Origin of the sequence: Pseudomonas sp. IT-P74 (assembly GCF_949768175.1) — a bacterium.
In the GTDB taxonomy this organism is placed as follows: Bacteria; Pseudomonadota; Gammaproteobacteria; order Pseudomonadales; family Pseudomonadaceae; genus Aquipseudomonas.
Genome location: NZ_CATKQD010000002.1, coordinates 203,555 through 219,416 on the forward strand (window position 1 = coordinate 203,555; position 15,862 = coordinate 219,416).

A 15,862-nucleotide genomic window follows, 5' to 3' on the forward strand; every position below is an offset into this window, starting at 1 on the left:
CAGTGTTTTGGGTTGAACACAAAATTTTGTCTACACCTCCATAGCTGTGGGAGCGAGCCTGCTCGCGAAGGCGCCGGCACAGGCAAAACCCCTCTTCCGGAAACAATGTGAATCAGGGCTTTTCCGTCTACCGTGTAGGATTCTGCGACAGCTTGGCGTTTGGTGATCCGGGAGCTGGCACGTATGATGCTTCACAAACTTCCGCAGATTAGAAGCCTATGTCCCTGATAGTTCTACTGCTTCTGCCTTTCATAGGCAGCTGTTTGGCGGCCGTGTTGCCGCACAATGCCCGTAACGCCGAATCCCTGCTGGCTGGCCTGATCGCCCTGATCGGCACCGTTCAGGTCGCCTTCCTGTTCCCACAGATCGCCGATGGCGGCGTCATTCGTGAAGAGATTTCATGGCTACCGAGCCTGGGCCTGAACTTCGTCCTGCGCATGGACGGGTTCGCCTGGCTGTTCTCCATGCTGGTGCTGGGCATCGGCACCCTGGTTTCGCTGTACGCCCGCTACTACATGTCGCCGAACGATCCGGTACCGCGATTCTTTGCGTTTTTCCTGGCCTTCATGGGCGCCATGCTGGGCCTGGTGATCTCCGGCAACCTGATCCAGATCGTGTTTTTCTGGGAGCTGACCAGCCTCTTCTCGTTCCTGTTGATTGGCTACTGGCACCATCGCGCCGACGCCCGGCGCGGCGCCTACATGGCACTGATGGTGACCGGTGCGGGCGGCTTGTGCCTGCTGGCGGGGGTCATGCTGCTCGGCCATGTGGTCGGCAGCTATGACCTGGACAAGGTCCTGGCCGCCGGCGACCTGATTCGCGCCCATGCCCTCTACCCGATTCTATTACCCCTGATCCTGATCGGCGCTTTGAGCAAAAGTGCGCAATTCCCCTTTCACTTCTGGCTGCCCCACGCCATGGCCGCGCCGACGCCCGTGTCGGCGTATTTGCATTCGGCGACCATGGTCAAGGCCGGGGTCTTCCTGCTTGCGCGGCTATGGCCCTCGCTGTCGGGCAGTGAAGAATGGTTCTACATCGTCAGCGGCGCCGGTGCCTGCACCCTGTTGCTCGGGGCGTACTGCGCGATGTTCCAGAACGACCTCAAGGGATTGCTGGCCTACTCGACCATCAGCCACCTGGGCCTGATCACCCTGTTGCTCGGCTTGAACAGCCCGCTGGCCGCCGTCGCCGCGGTGTTCCACATTCTCAACCACGCAACGTTCAAGGCCTCGTTGTTCATGGCCGCCGGCATCATCGACCACGAAAGCGGCACCCGCGACATCCGCAAACTCAGCGGCCTGTACAAACTGATGCCGTTTACCGCCACCCTGGCCATGGTCGCCAGCGCCTCGATGGCCGGCGTGCCGTTGCTCAACGGCTTCCTGTCCAAGGAAATGTTCTTCGCTGAAACCGTGTTCATCAATGCCACCCGCTGGGTCGAACTGAGCTTGCCGATCGTGGCAACCATTGCCGGTACCTTCAGCGTGGCTTACTCCCTGCGTTTCACCGTGGATGTGTTCTTCGGTCCGCCCGCGACCGATTTGCCCCACACACCCCACGAACCGCCGCGCTGGATGCGCGCGCCGGTCGAGTTGCTGGTGTTCGCCTGCCTGCTGGTGGGGATCTTCCCGACCCAGATAGTCGGCCCGCTGCTCGCAGCGGCGGCGCAACCGGTGGTCGGCGGCACGCTGCCCGAGTACAGCCTGGCCATCTGGCATGGCCTGAACGCGCCGATGATCATGAGCCTGATCGCCTTGTCCTGCGGCTCCGTGCTTTATCTGCTGCTGCGCAATCAGCTCAAGCGCGGGCGCTTCGACCGTCCGCCCGTCATCGGGCGCCTGGACGGCAAGCACTTGTTCGAATACGCGCTGGTCGCCTTCATGCGCCTGGCCCGCCGCCTGGAACCGCGGATTGGCACCAAACGCCTGCAAATGCAGTTATTCCTGGTGGTGCTCGCCGCCGTGCTGGCCGGGCTGATTCCTATGCTGCACAGCAGTCTTCACTGGGGTGACCGGCCGAAAATCCCGGGGTCGATCGTCTTCGTCACCTTGTGGTTGCTGGCCATCGCCTGCGCCCTTGGCGCGGCCTATCAGGCGAAGTACCACCGGCTCGCGGCCCTGACCATGGTCAGCGTCTGCGGCCTGATGACCTGCGTCACCTTCGTCTGGTTTTCCGCGCCGGACCTGGCCCTGACCCAACTGGCGGTCGAAGTGGTGACCACGGTCCTGATCCTGCTGGGCCTGCGCTGGCTGCCACGTCGGATCGAGGAGGTCTCGCCGTTGCCGGGCAGCCTGCGCCGGGCGCGAGTTCGGCGTATCCGCGACTTGTTGCTGTCGACCTCGGTCGGTGTCGGCATGGCATTGCTGGCCTACGCCATGCTGACGCGCCAGACACCCAACGATATTTCCTCCTTCTACCTCAGCCGTGCCTTGCCCGAAGGCGGCGGCAGCAACGTGGTCAACGTGATGCTGGTGGACTTCCGTGGTTTCGACACCCTCGGGGAAATCACCGTGCTGGTGGCCGTGGCCCTGACCGTGTACGCCCTGCTACGCCGCTTCCGTCCGCCGAAAGAAAGCCTGCAACTGCCGGCCCAGCAACGCTTGCTCGCACCGGATGTGGTCACCGACCTGGTCAACCCGCGTCACGCCAGCGACACCGCGCTCGGTTTCATGATGGTGCCGGCGGTGCTGGTGCGCCTGCTGTTGCCGGTGGCGCTGGTGGTGTCGTTCTACCTGTTCATGCGCGGGCACAATCAACCGGGCGGCGGCTTTGTCGCCGGGCTGGTGATGTCGGTGGCGTTCATCCTGCAATACATGGTCGCCGGCACGCAGTGGGTCGAGGCGCAAATGAGCCTGCGGCCACTGCGCTGGATGGGCACCGGACTGATGATTGCCACCGCCACGGGGCTGGGTGCGATGCTGGTCGGCTATCCGTTCCTGACCACCCATACCTGGCATTTCTCGTTGCCGCTGCTGGGTGACATTCACCTGGCCAGCGCGCTGTTCTTCGACATCGGGGTGTACGGCGTGGTGGTCGGCTCGACCCTGTTGATTCTTACAGCCCTCGCCCACCAATCGGTGCGCGGCCACAAAACCGCCGCCCAGCCCAGATCCGTTGCCGCCAAAGGAGCCGTCTGATGGAAGAAGTCATCGCAATCGCCATCGGCGTACTGGCCGCGTCCGGCGTCTGGCTGATCCTGCGCCCGCGGACGTTCCAGGTGGTCATGGGCCTGTGCCTGCTGTCCTACGGCGTCAATCTGTTCATCTTCAGCATGGGCAGCCTGTTCATCGGCAAGGAACCGATCATCAAGGACGGTGTGCCGCAGGACCTGTTGCACTACACCGACCCGCTGCCGCAAGCACTGGTGCTGACAGCGATCGTCATCAGCTTTGCCATGACCGCGTTGTTCCTGGTGGTGCTGCTGGCCTCCCGGGGCCTGACCGGCACTGACCATGTGGATGGCCGGGAGCCCAGGGAATGATGGCAATGTCTCACCTGATCGTCGCGCCCATTCTGCTGCCGCTGCTGACTGCCGCGATCATGCTGATGCTCGGCGAGAAGCACCGCCCGCTCAAGGCGAAGATCAATCTGTTCTCCAGCCTGCTCGGGCTGGGCATTGCCGTGGCATTGCTGCAATGGACACAAACCACCGGCGTGCCCGGTTCCATCGGTGTCTATCTGCCGAGCAACTGGCAAGTGCCGTTCGGCCTGGTGCTGGTGGTCGATCGCCTGTCGGCGCTGATGCTGGTGCTGACCGGCATCATCGGCGTCAGTGCCCTGCTGTTCGCCATGGCACGCTGGGACAGCGCAGGTTCAAGTTTTCACGCGCTGTTCCAGATCCAGTTGATGGGCCTTTACGGCGCGTTCCTCACCGCCGACCTGTTCAATCTGTTCGTGTTCTTCGAAGTGTTGCTGGCGGCGTCCTACGGGTTGATGCTCCACGGCTCGGGCCGGGCGCGGGTGTCGTCGGGGCTGCATTACATCTCGATCAATCTGCTGGCCTCGTCGCTGTTCCTGATTGGCGCAGCGCTGATCTATGGGGTCACCGGCACGCTGAACATGGCCGACCTGGCGGTAAAAATCCCACTGGTGTCCGAAGCCGATCGCGGCTTGCTACACGCTGGCGCGGGGATTCTGGCCGTCGCGTTTCTGGCCAAGGCCGGCATGTGGCCGCTGAACTTCTGGCTGGTGCCGGCCTATTCCTCGGCCAGTGCGCCGGTGGCGGCGATGTTCGCGATCATGACCAAGGTCGGCGTCTACACCTTGCTGCGCCTGTGGACGCTGCTGTTCTCCGCCCAGGCCGGGGCTTCGGCGTTCTTTGGCGGTGACTGGCTGGTCTATGGCGGCATGGCGACCATCGTCTGCGCCGCCATGGCGATCCTCGCCGCACAACGCCTGGAGCGCATGGCCAGCCTGAGCATCCTGGTGTCGGCGGGCATCCTGTTGTCGACCATCGGTTTCGCCCAGCCGAACCTGATCGGCGCGGCGCTGTTCTATCTGTTCAGCTCGACCCTGGCGTTGAGCGCACTGTTCCTGCTGGCCGAACTGATCGAGCGCTCGCGCTCGGCCAACGAAATCCTGCTCGAAGATGAAACCGAACTGCTGCCCCGTCCTCTGGAGTCCCTGCATCCGCCCAAAGGCACCAACCTTGACGACGACCAGAAAGCCGTGGTCGGCCAGGTGATTCCCTGGACCATGGCCTTTCTCGGCTTGAGTTTCATCGCCTGCGCCTTGCTGATCATCGGCATGCCGCCGCTCTCCGGGTTTATCGGCAAACTCGGGTTGATCGGCGCCCTGCTCAATCCGCTCGGCCTGGGCAACAGCGGCGACACACCGGTTTCCAACGCCGCGTGGGGCTTGCTGGTGTTGTTGATTGTGTCCGGGCTGGCGTCTCTGATCGCGTTCTCGCGCCTGGGCATCCAGCGTTTCTGGACGCCAGCGGAACGGCCATCGCCCCTGTTGCGACGCCTTGAATGCATACCGATCTTCGCCCTGCTGGGCTTGAGCATTGCGCTGACCTTCAAGGCCGATCCGCTGCTGCGCTACACCCAGGCCGCCGCCGATGCCTTATACAACCCGCAGCAATATGTGATGGCAGTGCTCGACACGCGCGTCGTACCGAGCCCGTCGGCCGCAGCGCCCCCGCAGGAGGTGCAGCCATGAAGCGCCTGTTTCCGGCACCTTTGCTGTCGCTGGCCCTGTGGCTGCTGTGGTTGCTGCTGAACCTGTCGATCAGCCCCGGCAACCTGCTGCTGGGTGCCGCGCTGGGGTTCTGTGCGCCATTGATGATGCGCAGGCTGCGTCCGCTGCCGGTGCGCATCCGTCGCCCCTGGGTGATCCTGCGCCTGGTCCTGCTGGTCGGGCGCGATGTGTTGGTGTCCAACCTCGCCGTGGCCTGGAGCGTGCTCAATGCCGGTCGCCGCCCGCCCCGCTCGCAATTCATCAAGGTGCCGCTGGACCTGCGTGACGCCAACGGCCTGGCCGCGCTGTCGATGATCACCACGGTGGTGCCCGGTACGGTCTGGTCGGAGTTGGCACTGGACCGCAGCATTTTGCTGTTGCACGTCTTCGACCTGGACGACGAGGCGCTGTTCATCCAGCACTTCAAGGCGACCTATGAGCGTCCGTTGATGGAGATCTTCGAATGAGCCCCTTGCTGTCGAACGCGATCCTGCTGAGCCTGTTCTTCTTTTCCCTGGCGATGATCCTGACCCTGATCCGTCTGTTCAAGGGGCCGTCGGCCCAGGACCGGGTTCTGGCGCTGGACTATCTGTACATCGTCGCGATGCTGATGATGCTGGCGCTGGGCATTCGCTATGCCAGTGACACCTACTTCGAGGCGGCGCTGCTGATCGCACTGTTCGGTTTCGTCGGCTCGTTCGCCCTGGCGAAGTTCCTGCTGCGTGGCGAGGTGATCGAATGAACACGCCATTGTCGTTGTGGGTGGAGATCCCGGTGGCGATCCTGCTGGTGCTCGGCAGTCTGTTTGCCTTGATCGGTGCCACCGGCCTGCTGCGCATGAAGGACTACTTCCAGCGCATGCACCCACCCGCCCTGGCCTCGACGCTCGGGACCTGGTGCGTGGCATTGGCGTCGATCATCTATTTTTCGGCGCTCAAGTCCGCGCCGGTATTGCACGCCTGGCTGATCCCGATCCTGCTGGCGATTACCGTGCCGGTGACGACCCTGCTGCTGGCCCGGGCGGCGCTGTTTCGCAAACGCATGGCCGGGGATGATGTGCCGGCTGAAGTGAGCAGCCGGCGGACGGAGAGTGGTAGTTAGACCAAAGATTTTTAGTGCCTGGACCGGCCTCTTCGCGAGCAGGCTCGCTCCCACATTTGATCGCTGTCGTACACAAATCCTTTACTCGCCGAAAATCCCCTGTGCGAGCCTGCTCGCGAAAACCATTGGGCAGGCAAATCAAACCCAGGCCACCGCCAACAACCCCGCCCCCAGCACCACACACAACGGCGAGTAAACCCAGGTGTCCAGCCGGGCAAATTTCGAGCCTTTGACCTCTTTGAAAAAGCCCACCAGTTCTGAATCGCCAATGGCCCGGGCAAACAGCAAAATCGCGATCGTGCTGATCACCCACTGCAACGACCGGTGATGCAAGGGTGGCAGGCACCAACCCACCCGCAAGCACACCAGCACGGCAATCGACAGCAACAGCCCGGCCACTACCAGCGTGATCCAGCCTCGCGGCTTGAACGCCGGCCTCAGCTGCGCACTGCCCTCCTGCGGTACTTGCGGGACCACCGCCACCGCCGCCCACTCGCCACCCAACGCCCAATACACATGCACCAGACTGATCGCGGCGAAGATCGTCACCAGCGACTGAGCCAACAACAGGGTCATGGTTCAGAAATCCTTGAAAGGGATATGAACCGAACATTGTAGGAGCTACCGCAGGCTGCGATGTTTTGATTTTGCTTTTTTATGACAAAGATCAAAAGATCCCGACCTGCGGCAGCGCCTATAGGGCGGCGGAGACTTTATCCGCCACGTCCTTGGGCAACCAGGCCCGCCAGACGTCCGGATGGGCCTTCATGAATGCCTCTGCCGCCTGGCGCGGCGGAGTATGTTTCTCGCTCATCTCGGCCAGCGCTTTGTTCAGCGGTTCGATCGGAAAATCGACTTTGGTAAAGAACTCGGCAATGTGCGGATATTGCTTCTGGAAGGGGGTGGACACACCGATCGACAGCTTGGAAGCCAGGGAGCGGGTCGGCTGTGGCTTGGGGTTGTCGGCGTCGGTCAAGGTCTTCCAGGCTTCGGCGTCGAACGGTGGCTCTTCGAGCTGAATCAGCTTGAAGCGGCCAAGTAACGGCGTGGGCGACCAGTAGTAAAACAGCACCGGCTTGCCACGATGAATTGACGAACTGATCTCGGCATCCAGGGCCGCCCCCGAACCGCTGCGGAAGTTCACGTAGCTGTCGTCCAGCCCATACGCCTTGAGCTTCTGCTTGTTGACCACTTCCGAGGTCCAGCCGATGGGGCTGTTGAGGAAACGCCCCTTGGTCGGGGCCTCCGGGTCCTTGAACACGTCTTTGTAACGCGGCAGGTCGCTGACACTGCGCAGGTCGGGCGCCAGCGGCTTGATGCCCTTGGCCGGGTCGCCCTTGATCACATATTCCGGCACCCACCAGCCTTCGGTAGCGCCCTTGACCGTGTCGCCGAGGCTGACGACCTTGCCTTCGGCCTCCGCCTTGACCCACACCGGGCTGCGACCGGCCCACTCTTCGCCGATGACCTGGATGTCATTATTGGCCAGCGCGGTTTCCAGGGTGATGGTGGTGCCCGGCAAGGTGTCGGTCGGCAGGCCGTAGCCCTTCTCGACAATGATGCGCAGGACATCGGTAATCAGGCTGCCGCTTTCCCAGTTCAGGTCGGCGAAGTGGATCGGCGCCTGGGCGGCAGACACCTGGGCGGGTATCGCCAGCAAACCGAAGGTGGCCAGGACCGCAGCCAGCAACCGTCGAAATCCGTTCATGCTTTTGCACCTCGTGCTGTTCACAGCAATAGCAGGATGGCCTGGCGGTAGACCGCGAAGCCTCTGAATACTCAGTCCAATGACTGTAGTAGAGGTTCCTGCTTTCGAGGTGCGTGGATCAGTTTTCGCAAGTTTCCTGCAAACGCATCAGTGCTCGCCTGACCATGCTGGCGTACTCCGCCGGTTGCAGTTGGTAAAGCTGTGACGCCACCCAATTCAGCCAGGCCCCCTGCAGAATGGACTTCTGCCCGAACAACCGCCGCGCTTCGTCTTGAGCACTGGCCAGGTTCTGTTCGTGGAAGTCGGCGCGGGTCTGGTTCATCACTCGCTGGCCTTGAAGGTCACCAGCTCGCCCTTGCGCCACTTGGCCGCCTTGGCGGTCACGGCCTTGAGGGTCTTGGTCAGGCCTTCCTGCAACTGTTGATGGGCAGCAAACACCATCACCACGCTGTGCCCTTCCTTGAACACGATCCCCTGACCATCGGCCGTGGTCACGAAGGCGTAGTCGCCAATTCCGTAAACCGTCAGCTTGATGTCGCGGAACCTGATGTCCAGCTTGCCGCCTTCGCGACTGGGCAGCACTGACGCGCTGAAATGGTCGCCGACCTTGAGCTTGAGTCCGGGCTTGTCGTCCACCACCAGGGCTGATTCGGTGTCGATTTCGGCAATGTAAATGCCTTCAGCGTTCTGTTCGGTGATGTAAACGAAACGTGACTGAAACTGCTTGACCAGCTTTGCGCGCAAATCACCCAGCACGAACAAAGCATGCATATCGAGATTACTTACTGCCAAGGAAACATCCCCACATCTGAATAATGGTGCCGTGCGCGAAAAATGAACGCACAGCCAAAAAAGCGGCAATGCCGAAGGTGTAGCCAAAGAACCCGGGTTGAAGTCCTGAATGAGCAGTGCACTCATTCATCACGAAGCTTGAGAAGACTACTGGAACGTCACTCGCGTCGTCCTGACTGGTGTTCGTCACAGGTTGAAGGAAAACACCCTTCGTGCTGCCAGAAAATTATGGACTATCAACTTCGGGGAAAAATCTCATCAAGAAAAAAACTTTTCCTACATATCGTCCGCAAAAAATTGCTTTAGATAAACATCATTCACCCACCAGTGAGGGTGATTCTAGAGCAGCGATGCTCTTGGCGACTAGCCAAAACGACGTACATACGTCGGTAAAACAATGAAAAGGACTTCATATGTGCACGCTGACACACTTTGCCTATCCCCTCGTACCTGACTCGGAAACAGCGCCGACCCCGCACCCGACACGGCCCGGCCTCCATGAACCAGCTCCCGATGCCCCGACCCGCCCGCGATTTCGGGTGGTAATGGCAGGCATTGCCTTCTTTCACATCAAGGATATTTCTACAGGCAGTGTAAGAGGTTTCCGAGCCAATCATAACGAAGCCTGTGCCCTCGCCCGGTTTCTTGAATCACACGGTTGACATCCCACCGCGCTCGCTTCTATCGACGTTTCGTCTGCCCGCCGACTTATCTCATCCGTCGACGGGCAACTACTGCCATACTGCCCGCCCAATAAAACGGATCCGCAAAAATCGGGTTGCGTTGACAACAACAATGTATTTCCAAGGGAAGTCTGCAACGTGACGGAATTTGATATCGGCGAGTTTTTTATCCGGGGTGAAGCCAGAGAGGTCGAGGGTGAATTCCAGGCCGTGATTGTCATGCGCGCCAAACCACCGCTCAAGACCGTGACCTATCATCAGGTCGAAAAGGATCGCTGGTTCAAAACCCCGGATGTCGCCGCCATCGCGGCACAGGAATCGGCCAGGGAACTGAAGGCCGCGGTCGATGCGGGTGCATTGAACGCCTGATTACCGGGTTGGCGGTCTATGCTCATTGTTGCGTTTGAACATCGTGATCGAACCCTGCCCGTGCGGCGCCCTCGAAATCAGGACACCGCGCTTTGCTTCCCGACCCGACCGATGACCTGCAAGGAGATGAAGATGGAATCACCGACCCACGACTTGAAAGGCCTGTTCGACCAGCTCGGCCTGGACTCCAGCCAGAAAGCGATCGACGACTTCATTGCCGGCCACTTCCTGCCTGACGACAAGAAGCTTATCGACGCCGAGTTCTGGTCACCGCAACAGGCCGGCTTCCTCAAGGAACAACTGCGAGAAGACGCTGACTGGGCGCGGGTGGTCGACGACCTGAATCTGCGCATGCACCAGACCCACTGACTACCTCAATGCAGGCTGCCAGGACTTTAAGCGCTCAATTGCGCCAGCCAGGCAGCCTTGCACTCCTGCGCTTCGTCGCGGCTGGAGAACGCCCATCCGAAAGCACGGAGTTTCTAGCGCGGTTTTTCCGGTTTGTAGCCCAGGCGTAAGCCACCCCAATGCCGACCCTTGAGCATGATCGGCACCGAAAGATCGTGCATCAGCTCGCCGGTATCACGGGTATAGGTTTGCAGCAGCACGGCCTTCTGATGGCTGCCGCAGCGGATCCCGGTACGGTCAGCGAACTTGCGTTTGGTCCGGTTCTGCAAGGCATCGACCTGCGCATCTCCCGTCAACGGCTGGCTGAACACCTTGTTATGGGTCGGCACATAACCCTGTTGGGTGCAGGCGATGGCGAACACCAATCCTTCGTGACGCGGTAACAACGGTTCTTGAATCGCTGGCAAAACCTGATCGGTGTAACGGTCGAAACGCGTCTGGTACTTGGCCGGGCTGGTATCGGGGATGACCTGGTAATTGCGGTCGAACAGATCGTCGAGACTGATTCGACCGGCATCGATATCCGCTTCGAAACGCGCGGCAATCTGGCTCGCGGCGTCCCGTGCCAGGTCATAGATTCGCTGGTGATAGTCATCCAGCCCCACTTCGGCAAGACGCTCGCTGATGGTTTCGGCCTGCCCTTCCATTTGCACCGCCGCCTGGGCCAAACGCTGAGTCTGCTGGTCGCTGACCACCAGATCGCTGCGCATCTGTTCGATGGCGTGAAACAGGCTGTCGAGTTGTACGCGGTTGGTGTCTGCCCCTTGGGCGATCTCCCCGACCTGGGACTCGACACTGGCCGCCAGACGGGCAATGCTTTCCAGGTGCTGCCCTGTCCGCTCTACCTGCTCGACGCCGGAGTCAAGGTCGCTGGACAATTGCCGGATCTGCTCCACCACTTGTGCCGTGCGTTGCTGGATGTCGGCCACCATTTCGCCCACTTCCCCCGTGGCGGTCGCCGTACGTGCGGCAAGCCCGCGAACTTCGTCGGCCACCACTGCAAACCCGCGACCGTGCTCCCCCGCCCGCGCCGCTTCTATCGCGGCGTTCAACGCCAGCAGGTTGGTCTGGCTGGCGATGGACTGAATCACCAGGGTCACACGCTGGATATCATCGCTGCGCAGGCTCAAGGCTTCGATCAGTTCACGGCTGTTGCTGGCGCGCTGGCTGAGCTGATGCATGCGTGTAATGGACTCGATCAATTCCGTACGCCCGACCACTCCGCTTTGATGAGCTTCGCTGGCGGCACTGAGCGCCTGGCGACTGAGCGTCGAGGTGGCCTGTTCGGTGGTGATCATGACCTCGGCATTGCTGACGATCTGTGCCGCCGCCGTAAGCTGCGATTGCAGCTTGTCCGCCAGTTGCCGAACCGAAAACGCCACACCGGCGGCCGACAGTGCGTTATGGCTGGTGGTGTGGGAAAGATCGCGAGTCAACTCGCCGATGGCATCGGGGCTGGCGGGGCAAGCCGCCTGCGGGGTCGCGCGCGAACGCAGGCGAGGCAGCCAGACAATCAATATGGCCAGGGGCAGGCCAAGGTAGAGCGACCATCCGCCCAGCGTCATCCCGCTTAACAACAGCATCAGGGCGATGCTTTGCAGCGTTGGCGTCAGCCCGCGGTTTTTCGGCAACAGCACGGGTGCGGGCACTGCCGCAACCCGAGATCCGTCTCTCGTCATCATCGTCACCCCGTAAAGCTTCTAATTGTTGTCTTCGCATTAAACGCCACCATAAAGCCATTATCCATGAGCCTTTAGTCGCGAACGTTGCAGCAGATCAATAGAAGAACCGGGAAATCGAAGACGGCAGAAAACAAAGATCGCAGCCTGCGGCAGCACCCTACTTCAGTTGCGTAGGCGCTACCGCAGGCTGCGATCTTTTCAAAGGCAGTCCATTTTGATGGACTGCCTCACGGAATCATGCCTGACGCTGGTGCTTGTCGATTTGCTCGTGACGTTCCTGAGCTTCGATGCAGTACTTGGTGGTCGGGCTGATCAGCAGGCGCTTGAGGCCAATCGCCTCGCCGCTGTCGTCGCACCAGCCGAAGCTGTCTTCCTTGATGCGCTCAAGGGCTTGTTCCAACTGAGGCAGCATGCGCTGGTCGCGATCGATCGCGTTCACCAGCCAGGTGCGCTCTTCTTCGACCGAAGCCGCGTCTGCCGGATCGGCCGGGGTGTCCAGGCTTTCGATGGCGATGCGGTTCTGTTCGATGCGCTCATGGGTTTCGACTTTCATGTTCTGCAACAGCTCGGAGAAAAAAGCATGTTGCTCGGCATTCATGTAGTCATCCGCCGGCATGGCCAGCAACTTGTCCTTTGTCATTGATATCTCTATAAAAAAACGTGCATTAAGGCGAATAAGGGAGCGTTCCGGCAGACCTGGGCAGGTTATCGGAACTGCGCCGTTTGTTCCAAGCGCCACCCGGCACTCAATTTACGAGGGGCGGCAGTCTACGGCCGACTTGAGGCCTCAGCAACTGAAAAGACTGCGAATTTGTCCGACAAAGCCCTGAAAATGCTCTAAGGCAGGCTTTGAGGCGGTAATCGGAGTGCGTTTATAGCAAGAAATTCAATCGAGCGGCTGTATATAGAAGACAAACGGCTGGCACCGGACATTATTCACGGTCATTTGCAGGGCCGTGAACCTCAGCTAAGGTTGTCCCTCCCGAAATTGCCATATAAAGGAAAGGACCATGAAGCTGATCGGTATGCTGGATTCGCCCTATGTCAGGCGCGCCGCCATTTCTGCCAAACGCCTGGGAATCACCCTGGAACATCGATCGGTCTCGGTGTTCCGCCACTTCGAACAATTCCAGCAGATCAACCCGGTGGTCAAGGCGCCCACCCTGGTGCTGGATGACGGTGAGGTGCTGATGGACTCGACACTGATCATCGACTATCTGGAAACCCTGGCCGGCAACAGCCTGATGCCCGTCGAGCCGGGTCAGCGCCTGCGCGCGTTGCGCCTGATCGGCCTGGCCCTGGCCGCCAGCGAAAAATCCGTGCAGCTTTACTACGAGCGCAACCTGCGGCCCGAGGAGATTCAATTCGAGCCCTGGGTGCAGCGGGTCGAAGGACAATTGAAGGCAGCCTATTCGGCGCTGGAGCGAGAGCTGGAAAAGCAGCCGCTTGAGACTGACGGTTCGATTGCGCAGGATGGCATCACGCTGGCCGTGGCCTGGAGCTTCACCAACCTGGTGGTGCCGGACCAGGTGAGTGCGGCGCAGTTTCCGCGGATTGCTGCATTCACGGCATATGCCGAGGGGCTTGAGGTGTTTGTCAGTACGCCGATTGACTGACAGATTCATTTCGCCTGAACAGCCGTCATCGCGAGCAGGCTCGCTCCCACAGTAATCTGCGTCGTACGCGGAGTTTGTGTTCGCCATCAATCCATTGTGGGAGCTAGATGAAAGTTAATTTATTAAGTCGCGGGCAATTCTTGGCAAAATGCTCGTAACTTCGTAATGAACTGCTTATCAGGCCAGCCCTATGACCCGCATCTTGACCATCGAAGACGACGCCGTGACCGCCCGGGAGATTGTCGCCGAACTGAGTAGCCACGGCCTCGAGGTCGACTGGGTCGACAATGGCCGCGAAGGGCTGGAGCGTGCAGTCAGCGGCAACTACGACCTGATCACCCTCGACCGCATGCTGCCCGAACTCGATGGCCTGGCGATCGTCACCACTCTGCGGACCATGGGCGTGGCCACGCCGATCCTGATGATCAGCGCCCTGTCCGACGTCGATGAGCGCGTGCGCGGCCTGCGCGCCGGTGGCGACGACTACCTGACCAAACCCTTCGCCACCGATGAAATGGCCGCCCGGGTCGAAGTCCTGCTGCGTCGGCAGAATACCGTGACCGCCGAGGCCACGACGCTACGGGTGGCGGATCTGGAGCTGAACCTGATCAGCCACGAAGCCAGCCGCGACGGTCAACTGCTGACGCTATTGCCCACCGAATACAAACTGCTGGAATTCCTGATGCGCAATACCGGACAAATACTCTCTCGGATGATGATTTTCGAGGAAGTCTGGGGTTACCACTTCGACCCCGGCACCAACCTGATCGACGTACACATCGGCCGACTGCGCAAGAAGATCGACCCGCCTGGCAATGCCCCACTGATTCGGACCGTGCGAGGCTCGGGTTATGTCATTGCCGAACCCGTCTAAAGGCTGGCGCTCTTCCAGCAGCCGTCTGCTGGCGCTCTACAGTTCGCTGTTCGTGATCTGGAGCGGGATCCTCATGGGGGTCATGTACTACGAGGTTTCCGCTTACCTGGACAACCTGGCCAAGCATTCGCTGATGCAACGCCAGCATCTGTTTTCGCGTTTCTCCGACGAGCAACTGGTGGACGCCCTCGCCGTCAGCATGACCTTCGACATCCGCGGCATCGACGCCTACGGCCTGTTCGATGCCCAACACCGTTACCTCAGCGGCGCCCTGCGCTACATCCCGAACGGCTTGCCGCTCGATGGCAAGATCCACATGCTGCGCGATTGCGATGCCTCCGACGACAGCGACGAGCAGATGCTGCCCGCCGACAGCTGCGACGCCGTGGCGACCCGCACCCTGGACGGCCGCTGGCTGGTGCTGGTGCGCGACAATGGCTCGCTGTTCGCCGTGACCCGGATCATCCTTCACGCCTTGTTCTGGGGTATGACCCTGACCATCGTGCCGGGCATTGTCGGCTGGTATTTGCTGCGCCGACGCCCATTGCGGCGCATTCGCGGGATTCAGGCCAGTGCCGAAGCGATCGTTGCCGGCGACCTGAGCCGGCGCTTGCCACTGTCCAATCGGCGTGACGAACTGGACATGCTCGCCGCTATCGTCAACGCCATGCTCGAACGCATCGAGCGCTTGATGAACGAGGTCAAGGGCGTGTGCGACAACATCGCCCATGACCTGCGCACACCCCTGACCCGTCTGCGTGCGCAGCTTTACCGCATGCAACAGCAAGCCGGCGAAGGCTCGCCGCAGGCCATGCAACTGGACCTGGTGCTGGCCGAGGCCGATACGCTGATGGCGCGTTTCCGTGGCTTGTTGCGGATCTCCGAACTGGAAGACCGCCAGCGTCGCTCCGGTTTCGTGCAACTGGACCCGGTGGCGTTGTTGCAAGAACTGCATGAGTTCTACCTGCCCCTGGCGGAAGACGACGGCCTGGTGTTCCAGTTGCACCTGCCCGCGTCATTGCCGCCTCTCAATGGCGACCGGGCGCTGATGTTCGAAGCGGTGGCGAACCTGCTCAGCAACTCGATCAAATTCACTCCGCCCGGCGGCGCGGTGATCCTGCGCGGGGTCAATGATGGCGGGCACACGCGAATCGAAGTGCTCGACTCCGGTCCGGGCATTCCCGAAGCGGAACGTGAAGCGGTGTTCCAGCGCTTCTATCGCGCCGAGACGGGCAATCATAAAAGCGGCTTCGGGCTGGGGCTGTCCATCGTCGCGGCGATTGTCAGCCTGCACGGGTTTACCCTGGAAGTGGGTAGCAGCGAACTGGGTGGCGCGCGACTGGTGCTTGATTGTCGGGAGAGTTTGATACCGCCGGCCTGAAATTGATCCCCTGTAGGAGCGAGCCTGCTCGCGATGGACGTCAACGATAACGCGTGCAGTCTGATTC

19 protein-coding genes are annotated in these 15,862 nt (G+C 60.8%); 13 read left to right on the top strand and 6 right to left on the bottom strand.

The window, feature by feature from the left end; translation table 11 throughout:
* Positions 1-218 precede the first annotated feature (218 nt).
* From ACM6J5_RS02390 to ACM6J5_RS02415, 6 genes are read left to right on the top strand one after another with little or no spacing between them, the layout of a single operon-like run.
* Complete coding sequence (locus tag ACM6J5_RS02390; protein ID WP_414927729.1) at positions 219-3,137, top strand: monovalent cation/H+ antiporter subunit A; 2,919 nt, start codon at positions 219-221, stop codon at positions 3,135-3,137.
* Positions 3,137-3,481: a Na+/H+ antiporter subunit C gene (locus ACM6J5_RS02395; RefSeq protein WP_007973781.1), complete on the top strand. Its 345-nt coding sequence runs from the start codon at positions 3,137-3,139 to the stop codon at positions 3,479-3,481. Before ACM6J5_RS02390 ends, ACM6J5_RS02395 begins: the two co-directional genes overlap by 1 nt.
* Positions 3,478-5,163 carry a monovalent cation/H+ antiporter subunit D gene (locus tag ACM6J5_RS02400; protein WP_414927730.1) on the top strand — a complete coding sequence of 562 codons (1,686 nt, stop codon included), beginning with the start codon at positions 3,478-3,480 and terminating at the stop codon, positions 5,161-5,163. Before ACM6J5_RS02395 ends, ACM6J5_RS02400 begins: the two co-directional genes overlap by 4 nt.
* Positions 5,160-5,648, top strand: coding sequence for a Na+/H+ antiporter subunit E (locus tag ACM6J5_RS02405; RefSeq protein WP_095945850.1), 489 nt, complete (start codon positions 5,160-5,162; stop codon positions 5,646-5,648). The genes ACM6J5_RS02400 and ACM6J5_RS02405 overlap by 4 nt, the downstream gene beginning before the upstream one ends.
* Positions 5,645-5,923, top strand: a complete 279-nt coding sequence (locus ACM6J5_RS02410) for a K+/H+ antiporter subunit F (RefSeq protein ID WP_007986253.1) — start codon at positions 5,645-5,647, stop codon at positions 5,921-5,923. The genes ACM6J5_RS02405 and ACM6J5_RS02410 overlap by 4 nt, the downstream gene beginning before the upstream one ends.
* Complete coding sequence (locus ACM6J5_RS02415) at positions 5,920-6,282, top strand: Na+/H+ antiporter subunit G (protein WP_090456437.1); 363 nt, start codon at positions 5,920-5,922, stop codon at positions 6,280-6,282. Before ACM6J5_RS02410 ends, ACM6J5_RS02415 begins: the two co-directional genes overlap by 4 nt.
* Positions 6,283-6,420: 138 nt before the next feature.
* Here the strand turns inward: ACM6J5_RS02415 and ACM6J5_RS02420 are convergent, their stop codons facing one another.
* The 4 genes from ACM6J5_RS02420 to ACM6J5_RS02435 form a co-directional block, all read right to left on the bottom strand.
* A complete protein-coding gene (locus ACM6J5_RS02420) occupies positions 6,421-6,858 on the bottom strand; it encodes a DUF3995 domain-containing protein (protein ID WP_150674076.1) in 438 nt (145 codons plus the stop codon).
* A gap of 118 nt (positions 6,859-6,976) precedes the next feature.
* A complete protein-coding gene (locus ACM6J5_RS02425) occupies positions 6,977-7,990 on the bottom strand; it encodes an ABC transporter substrate-binding protein (protein ID WP_414927731.1) in 1,014 nt (337 codons plus the stop codon).
* A gap of 118 nt (positions 7,991-8,108) precedes the next feature.
* Positions 8,109-8,312 carry a hypothetical protein gene (locus tag ACM6J5_RS02430; RefSeq protein ID WP_414927732.1) on the bottom strand — a complete coding sequence of 68 codons (204 nt, stop codon included), beginning with the start codon at positions 8,310-8,312 and terminating at the stop codon, positions 8,109-8,111.
* Complete coding sequence (locus tag ACM6J5_RS02435; protein WP_172435400.1) at positions 8,312-8,761, bottom strand: hypothetical protein; 450 nt, start codon at positions 8,759-8,761, stop codon at positions 8,312-8,314. The genes ACM6J5_RS02430 and ACM6J5_RS02435 overlap by 1 nt, the downstream gene beginning before the upstream one ends.
* 233 nt (positions 8,762-8,994) lie before the next feature.
* Between ACM6J5_RS02435 and ACM6J5_RS02440 the strand changes: the two genes are divergently transcribed.
* The 4 genes from ACM6J5_RS02440 to ACM6J5_RS02455 all read left to right on the top strand — a co-directional run bounded on the left by ACM6J5_RS02440 (position 8,995) and on the right by ACM6J5_RS02455 (position 10,203).
* A complete protein-coding gene (locus ACM6J5_RS02440) occupies positions 8,995-9,183 on the top strand; it encodes a hypothetical protein (protein WP_141250094.1) in 189 nt (62 codons plus the stop codon).
* A gap of 12 nt (positions 9,184-9,195) precedes the next feature.
* The gene (locus ACM6J5_RS02445) at positions 9,196-9,444 is read left to right on the top strand and encodes a hypothetical protein (protein WP_095945854.1); all 249 of its coding nucleotides are present in this window, start codon (positions 9,196-9,198) and stop codon (positions 9,442-9,444) included.
* Between the two features lie 159 nt (positions 9,445-9,603).
* Positions 9,604-9,834 (top strand): hypothetical protein, encoded by a 231-nt coding sequence (locus ACM6J5_RS02450; RefSeq protein WP_008052572.1) that lies wholly within the window; start codon positions 9,604-9,606, stop codon positions 9,832-9,834.
* A gap of 132 nt (positions 9,835-9,966) precedes the next feature.
* Positions 9,967-10,203: a DUF2789 domain-containing protein gene (locus ACM6J5_RS02455; protein ID WP_015094504.1), complete on the top strand. Its 237-nt coding sequence runs from the start codon at positions 9,967-9,969 to the stop codon at positions 10,201-10,203.
* Positions 10,204-10,316: 113 nt separating this feature from the next.
* Here ACM6J5_RS02455 and ACM6J5_RS02460 read toward each other — a convergent pair whose 3' ends face one another.
* Both ACM6J5_RS02460 and ACM6J5_RS02465 read right to left on the bottom strand, forming a co-directional pair.
* On the bottom strand, positions 10,317-11,924 hold the full coding sequence (locus ACM6J5_RS02460; protein ID WP_371918297.1) for a methyl-accepting chemotaxis protein: 1,608 nt from the start codon (positions 11,922-11,924) through the stop codon (positions 10,317-10,319).
* Between the two features lie 235 nt (positions 11,925-12,159).
* On the bottom strand, positions 12,160-12,564 hold the full coding sequence (locus tag ACM6J5_RS02465; protein ID WP_007907888.1) for a TraR/DksA family transcriptional regulator: 405 nt from the start codon (positions 12,562-12,564) through the stop codon (positions 12,160-12,162).
* A gap of 370 nt (positions 12,565-12,934) precedes the next feature.
* Here ACM6J5_RS02465 and ACM6J5_RS02470 point away from each other — a divergent pair, with 370 nt between their 5' ends.
* The 3 genes from ACM6J5_RS02470 (at position 12,935) to ACM6J5_RS02480 (ending at position 15,795) form a co-directional block, all read left to right on the top strand.
* On the top strand, positions 12,935-13,540 hold the full coding sequence (locus ACM6J5_RS02470; protein WP_150674072.1) for a glutathione S-transferase: 606 nt from the start codon (positions 12,935-12,937) through the stop codon (positions 13,538-13,540).
* Between the two features lie 190 nt (positions 13,541-13,730).
* The gene (locus ACM6J5_RS02475; protein WP_008052577.1) at positions 13,731-14,414 is read left to right on the top strand and encodes a response regulator transcription factor; all 684 of its coding nucleotides are present in this window, start codon (positions 13,731-13,733) and stop codon (positions 14,412-14,414) included.
* Positions 14,392-15,795, top strand: coding sequence for a sensor histidine kinase (locus tag ACM6J5_RS02480; protein WP_150674071.1), 1,404 nt, complete (start codon positions 14,392-14,394; stop codon positions 15,793-15,795). The genes ACM6J5_RS02475 and ACM6J5_RS02480 overlap by 23 nt, the downstream gene beginning before the upstream one ends.
* The last annotated feature ends 67 nt before the right edge of the window (positions 15,796-15,862 follow it).